This is a genomic window from Pedobacter arcticus A12, assembly GCF_000302595.1.
Lineage (GTDB): Bacteria > Bacteroidota > Bacteroidia > Sphingobacteriales > Sphingobacteriaceae > Pseudopedobacter > Pseudopedobacter arcticus.
In genome coordinates this window covers 1-1436 of sequence record NZ_AKZJ01000022.1, presented here as the reverse complement: position 1 = coordinate 1436, position 1436 = coordinate 1, and the positions used below count along the sequence as shown (strand labels likewise).

Below are 1436 nucleotides of genomic sequence, written 5' to 3'. Positions count from 1 at the left end.
CCCAATGTCATTAAGTTAAGGGTTATATGGCTCTTTTATAATTAGTTAGTGTTCGATATTTTCCTTTTCTTCTTTGAAATTTCTGGACATGAGGATTCTTTCTGTTGTTCCTGACGGGCTCAACGTACTTTGAGAATAGTTTTTCAAGTTCTAGGAGAATGTTTTCTGGATTTTGATGGATAAATAAATCAATGATTCTGTTCTTCATAATGCCAATAGCTATGTTCTGGTTGATTTTATAGTCATGCAGACGCTTTTTGTTGATTCCCGACAAATAGGGTTCGCAGGCTTTAGATATAACAGTCTGTAGATTGGCCAGGAAAACTGAGCAATAAAAATCCTGTTGGATAGTGTTCACCTTCTGTCCGCTGTAAGATTCAAGCTGCAGTTTGTTCTTGAGGCAGTCATATCTCGACTCTATTGCCCAGCGCATAAAATAGAGCGCTTTAAAGTCTTTGTAAGGATACATTTCAGTGTCGAACAGATTGGTGGCCAGAACCTCCAGACTCCCATCGTCCAGCCTCACCTTAAGCAGCCTTACCTTTAATTCCGAACCGATAGGCACTTTGAAGCCCTGTTCATACAGTTGCTGGGATGCCTGCTTATTTGACTTAAAAGTACAGATACTATCCTTTTTCCCGCTTCTTAAAAAAGCCTTGACCTCTTCGTTAAAACCCAAAGCGCAGCGCATCAGATAAGGCTGTTCCCGTTCTTTGTACTGATGACGGAACATGGTTACAAAGCCCGGAAAGCCCCGGTCGTAGAGCAACAGCATGTCTGCCTGGTAAGACTCGACCCAGCTCAAAGCAGTATGCTGCTCTGAAAGACTGATAGGCTGGATTGCTGATTTTATGGTAATTTCATTTAAAACATCGAAGGCAGTCACCAGCCTTCCCATAGCCGTCACGCCCCGTTGGTTGCCATGAAGCCCAAAGTGATCTATAACTTCTTGCCTGTTCACCAGGTGTGAGGTCGAGCCGTCTATAGCGATGAGTAAAAAACCATTCCAGCGTTTTAGCTCATCAGCATAATTCTCATAGAAACTACAGACCAGAACAAGATTCAAAAAAGCAAAGAAAGAGCTCCCTATCTTAGCTCTCTGCTGACAGAAAGCTGATTTGCTGACTGCTGTTTCTGGATACCCCAGCCACTGGTAGAAATCTAGGATTTCCAGACTGTAGCTCTTTTTTAGAAAATTCAGTAGCAGGACTGCTGTCTTTTGGAAATCAAGCTCACGGTTTCTGGTGAAATCACGGTCTGAGGAGGTAAAACAAGTTCTTAGTTCAGGATTGTCAGATACTTCGTTAATAAAACTCCTTATATCTCTTATGATGTTTAAATTTGCACTCATGCCTCGGGTTTTAAGTTTCGTACCTTAAAGAACCGGATTTTTATCCGGTTCTTACCGAGGTTAATCCCTTAACTTAATGACATTG

At 41.8% G+C, this 1436-nt stretch carries 1 protein-coding gene; it reads right to left on the bottom strand.

Features of this window, described 5'->3' with window-relative positions:
• Positions 1 to 22: 22 nt before the first annotated feature.
• The gene (locus tag B176_RS0101380; RefSeq protein WP_017256977.1) at positions 23 to 1351 is read right to left on the bottom strand and encodes an IS4 family transposase; all 1329 of its coding nucleotides are present in this window, start codon (positions 1349 to 1351) and stop codon (positions 23 to 25) included.
• Positions 1352 to 1436 lie beyond the last annotated feature (85 nt).